General features: G+C 50.1%; 5 protein-coding genes. All 5 read right to left on the bottom strand.

Translation table 11 applies throughout. The features are described 5' to 3' along the window. The coding region (locus AMS66_RS33940) for an S-methyl thiohydantoin desulfurase domain-containing protein (RefSeq protein ID WP_236703516.1) at positions 1-536 on the bottom strand (536 nt) is incomplete at its 3' end. 45 nt (positions 537-581) lie between these two features. Then, on the bottom strand, positions 582-2,252 hold the full coding sequence (locus tag AMS66_RS19105; RefSeq protein ID WP_053782309.1) for a urocanate hydratase: 1,671 nt from the start codon (positions 2,250-2,252) through the stop codon (positions 582-584). A gap of 67 nt (positions 2,253-2,319) precedes the next feature. Further along, the gene (locus tag AMS66_RS19110) at positions 2,320-3,681 is read right to left on the bottom strand and encodes an LLM class flavin-dependent oxidoreductase (protein ID WP_053782310.1); all 1,362 of its coding nucleotides are present in this window, start codon (positions 3,679-3,681) and stop codon (positions 2,320-2,322) included. Positions 3,682-3,755: 74 nt separating this feature from the next. Beyond that, the gene (locus AMS66_RS19115; protein WP_053782311.1) at positions 3,756-4,694 is read right to left on the bottom strand and encodes an ABC transporter substrate-binding protein; all 939 of its coding nucleotides are present in this window, start codon (positions 4,692-4,694) and stop codon (positions 3,756-3,758) included. A gap of 30 nt (positions 4,695-4,724) precedes the next feature. Next, positions 4,725-5,114: ABC transporter permease (locus AMS66_RS19120; protein ID WP_144424540.1), on the bottom strand; the 390-nt coding region annotated here is incomplete at its 5' end.

Here is a 5,114-nt window from a genome sequence, read left to right on the forward strand (position 1 = left end):
CGCAGTATATTGGAGGTCCGTGCCGGAGTTCCCTTAACCACAAGTTCCATGTAGCTGCCGATCTCTGGTTTACCGCCAGCCACTGCCTGTATCGTCTCGTAATCAATAGAAGACGCGAGGCCAAGTGAGCCCATCTTCCCTGTCGGATGTGCGCGGATATCTCCAGTGGCATCAATAACAGCAAGACCAAGGGCTGCTGCCGGCAGCCAGCCGTTAATGGTGCTGGACATGCCATTCTGCGGAGTCATGACCCCGGCTATTTTACCATCATAGTTTTCGATAATTAGCTGAACGGCCTTAATGTAGTCCTTTCCGAGCATTTGCCAGTCTCGTCCAGCTGGGGCCCCGATTGCGGTACATGTCAATATAATGGCGTCATCCGGCAGTTCATCTACTGACAGGAGCTTCGGTCGTCCGATGCTCAGTGCCGCGTGTCCGATCTCCAGTCCATGATCCACCCAGCCTCCACCGCCGCTGGCAAATACAGAGCCGCCTTTGACAGCAGCGTTTACATCATCCCTTGTTAATTCCCGCATAAAATCTCCTCCTGGTTGAAAATTCTTTTGGTCCATTACCGGATGTTATTTCACAGTGGATGAAATGGTTTCATATCGATGGGTATCAATTCGGGCAATCCCCTTTGTTCTAACCTCGGCCAACGATTGCTCGTAACCAGCATCCGCATAACGGAGTACGCCAAGACCAGTATCATTGTCAAGCGCTGTACGAAGACGAGTATCACTTTCCTCTGATCCGTCGGCTACAATGGTGACGCCCGCACTTGTCATATAACCGGAATAGCCCCCTCCGCCGGAATGAATCGCCACCAGATCAGCCATGGAAGAACAATTAAGCATGGCATTCAACAACGGCCAGTCGGAAATTGCATCGCTTCCGTCCTTCATCCGCTCGGTCATAATGTTGGGATGAGCCATCGCCGCTGCATCCAGATGATCCCGGGAGAAGGCGACTGGTCCTGCAAGTTTTCCTTCGCGAACCAATTGGTTAACCGCGAGTGCCAGTTTGCTGCGGTCTTTATGCCCAAACCAGCCTATACGGGCTGGTAATCCCTCAAACGGCACATACGTATTCGCGAGTTTGATCCAATTGGACACGATGTCATTATCACTGAATTCTTTCAGGATATAATCGTCAATGATTCGGATATCCTCTGCTTCACCGCTAAGAGCGATCCAGCGGAAAGGTCCGATAGCCCGCGCAAAAAGGGGACGAAGAAAAGCTTCCGTAAATATATCGATCTCAAAAGCATTCGTAACTCCATATTGCACTGCCTGTGAACGGATATTGTTGCCATTGTCAAAAACGACCGCTCCCCGTTTCTTGAATTCCAGCATCGCCTTCACCTCATTCGCGATTGAAGCTCCGGCAGCAGCCTGAAGCTTGGTCGGATGTTCTCGTCTCGCGACACCAGCGGATTCAGGTGAATACCCGCTTGGGATATACCCGTATAACAAATCATGTGCTGATGTCTGGTCAGTCACTATATCCGGCTGGACGCCCCTGCGAAGCAATTCGGGATAGACATCCGCTGCATTTCCAAGCAGTCCGACGGACAGGCTTTTGCCGTTGCTTACAGCTTCATCAATCCATAGCAATGCTTCATCCAGGCTATCTGTCTTCCGCTGTAAATAACCGGCAGCCATTCGTTTGTCTATCCTCTCCTCCGCAACCTCCACACAAAGGATTGCCGCATTGGCCATATAACCGGCTAAAGGCTGTGCGCCTCCCATACCGCCCAAGCCTGCGGTCAGAATGAAACGTCCCCGCAAGTTGCCACCGAAGTGTATCCGAGCGATACTTTGGAAAATTTCATAAGTTCCCTGAATGACACCCTGTGAACCGATATATTGCCAGGCAGCCGCGGTAAGACCACCCCAAATAATCAGTCCTTTGTCTTGCAAGTCATAGAAATTTTCACTGGTCGCCCATCGGCCAACCAGATTACAGTTTGCCATCACGACTAGTGGTGCTTGCCGATGGGTTTTGAATACACCAATTGGCTTGCCTGACTGAATGACCAGTGTCTCGTCTTCCTCCAATTGCTTTAAGGTATCGACAATCGCCAGATAAGAAGGCCAGTTACGCGCAGCCTTTCCAAGGGAGGCATACACGATCAGCTCCTTCTGGTTCTCGCCGTTCTCCAGCACGTTCTCCAGCATGCGTAGTAGCGCTTCCTGACGCCAGCCTTTGCATCGCAGTACGCCTCCTCTTTCAGCAGTAATCTTTTTCACAGCCACTCCTCGCTTTCTGTCTTCTGCTCGCTCATTACTTTGGAGTTATTTATACTTGGTTGTTGAATTATCTTTGCGTCGTTCCTAAAGAAATCTTGTCTTGTGAATAGCGGTTTTTCGGTTTACTTAGTCCAAAGTGGTCCCTCAGTGTAGTCCCTTCATATTCCAGCCGTAACAAACCTCTGTGCTGAAGAATAGGTACTACCTCTGCTACAAAATCATCCAGAGCTCCAGGCAGGTGTGTAAAAGCAATATTGAATCCATCGGCTGCACCATGGTTGAACCATTCCTCGATATGATCAGCGATCTGCTCGGGAGTTCCGGCAAATGCTCGCTTGTTTACGATCCGTTTGGCAAGCTGAATCAGCGTCAAATCTTCCTCCTTCAGGATGCGCCGGATGCGCTGTATACCGCTTTTGCTCTGGTTAAATCCTTCTTCTTCAGGCAGGAAAGGCAGTGGTTCATGCAGCGGATAACCAGAAACGTCAACCCCGATGTAATGTGAAAGCAAATCTAGCGCAAGTCGGTCAGGAGTAAGATTCTCGACAATAGCAAGCCGCTCCGCCGCCTCTTCCACAGTAGCCCCAATAATGGGCATTAAGGCAGGCAATATTTTAATTTCATCGGGAGAACGGCCATATTTGGCAAGCCTTCCCTTGATGTCTTCATACAACGCCTTCCCTTCGGAGAATGAGCCGCCAGGGGCAAATACAATTTCGGCTGTTGCGGCGGCAACTTCTTTTCCAGCTTCCGAAGCTCCGGCTTGGATCAAAACAGGATACCCTTGTGGTGGGCGGGTGATATTGAGGGGTCCTTTTACTTTAAAATGAGTACCTTCGTAATCCAGATTGTGCAGCTTGTTCTTGTCTGCAAAATACCCACTTTCCTTGTCGAACAGCAATGCATCCTCTTCCCAACTGTCCCAAAGCCCCTGCGTTGCCTCTACAAATTCTTTCGCACGTTCATATCGCAGCTCATGCTGCAGATGGCGTTCCTTACCGAAGTTCCGGGCCTCTTCGTCCGTCTGAGACGTCACAATATTCCACGCGGCTCGCCCGCCACTGAAATGATCCAGCGTCGCCAGCTTCCGGGCAATATGATACGGATCGTTATAGGTCGTCGAGATGGTCGCCGCCAAACCAATATGAGACGTTACCGCCGCCAAAGCGGAAAGCAGTGTGAACGGCTCCGGCCGAATGCTATTGGCATGGCTAATACCGGATTCGAATCGATCCCAGACGTACAGTTCATCGGCGTAGAAGAACATGTCGAATCTTCCACGCTCCGCCGTCTGCGCAATTCTTTTGTAATAATTGAAATCAAGGAGTCCCTCTGCTTCAGACCCGGGATGTCTCCAACTTGAAATATGCTCACCCGCCGGAAAAAACATCATTGCCCCCAGCGCAAGCTGCCGTTTGCCATTGCTCATAAAATGTCACCCTTTCTTATCAACTCGTTGTTAAGTAATGTAATCACCAGGCCGCTGACCCATCATAAAAAAACTTACTTGATCAGTCCCTGGGCTTTCAGCCATTCCCGCGCCACATCGATTGCTGGTTTCTGATCTTGCTCCACCTCAGCATTCAGCTTCTGCATAGCCGTTTCATCAAGTTTTCCTGCCAGCTTGTTGAGGGTTTCTTTCAACTCTGGATGCTCATCCAACGTCTGCTCACGTACAACCGGAAAAGCATCATACGGAACAAACACATGCTTGTCGTCCTCCAGGGCTACGAGGTCATTCGCCAGGATTTGGCTGTCCGTCGAATACGGGAGAATCACATCAATCAGCTTTTGTTTGATTGCCTGGTACCGCAAGGAACTGTCCTGAATGGACTTCGTCTCCTTGAACTTTGGCTTGTAGATGCTTTCTACATAAGGCCAGGCATCCGGGCGGACCAGAAACTCCTCACTCGCTCCGAAAACCAGTTCACCCGATTTCTCGGCAAGCTGTGAAGCTGTCTTTAACCCATACTTCTCAGCGGTTTCCCTGCGTACGGCAAAGACATAGGTGTTGTTGAAACCCAGTGGGTCGAGTGCAATCAGCTTGTTCTTTTCCTTGAGCTGGGTTACGACTGTTTTAAACGCTTTGTCTGCATCAAATTCCGGCTCCAGCTTCAAAATATTGATCAACGCTGTCCCGCTGTACTCTACATAGACATCCACATCTCCCGAGTCAATGGCATTCCAGAGCAGCGTGTTGTCCAGCTTCTTGATCTCTGTTTTCAGCTTCGTGTCATTCTCAACCAAGAGTTTTAAGGCGTTAGCCAAAATATCCGACTCGGCGAATCCTTTCGTGGCGAGCACGATTGTATCCTTGCTGTCGGACGCATTGGAACTGGAGCAGCCGGCTGCAGTAAGCACGGTCGTCAGTACCAGCCCAAGGGTGATAAGCAGCCTTCCTCTTTTTAGTACATTCCATCTTTTTTGGATAGCTGTTGTCATGATCGCTTCTCCTCTCTCCTAAGTAAGTGCTTATAATTTATTCAAATGCCGCAACCCCTTCGGGGTAAGCGCCCTGTTCAGAAGCAGCAAAATGAAGTTGACGGAGATTACCAGCAGCGAGACGGGAATAGCCCCTTCCATAATGGTAACCGTGTTAATCATGGCAATGCCTCTTGTGATGATGTCTCCCAGCCCTCCCGCTGCAATGTATGTCGCAATAGTCGTAAGACTAATGGTCTGCACCGCGACCAGCCTTACGCCAGCCATGATGACACTGCGGGCAATCGGGAGCTGAATCATCTTCATCATCTGCCATTTGGTCATCCCCATTCCAGTCCCTGCCTCAATCAGCGAAGGATGAACTCCATTGATGCCGACGTAGGTGTTCTGGAGCATCGGAAGCACTGCATATAAGGTCAA

Source organism: Paenibacillus xylanivorans (assembly GCF_001280595.1).
Lineage (GTDB): Bacteria > Bacillota > Bacilli > Paenibacillales > Paenibacillaceae > Paenibacillus > Paenibacillus xylanivorans.

Excerpts from the sequence above, each read along its gene's own strand:
- AMS66_RS19110 (WP_053782310.1), bottom strand. The coding sequence starts at position 3,681 with ATGAGCAATGGCAAACGGCAGCTTGCGCTGGGGGCAATGATGTTTTTT.
- AMS66_RS19115 (WP_053782311.1), bottom strand. The coding sequence starts at position 4,694 with ATGACAACAGCTATCCAAAAAAGATGGAATGTACTAAAAAGAGGAAGG.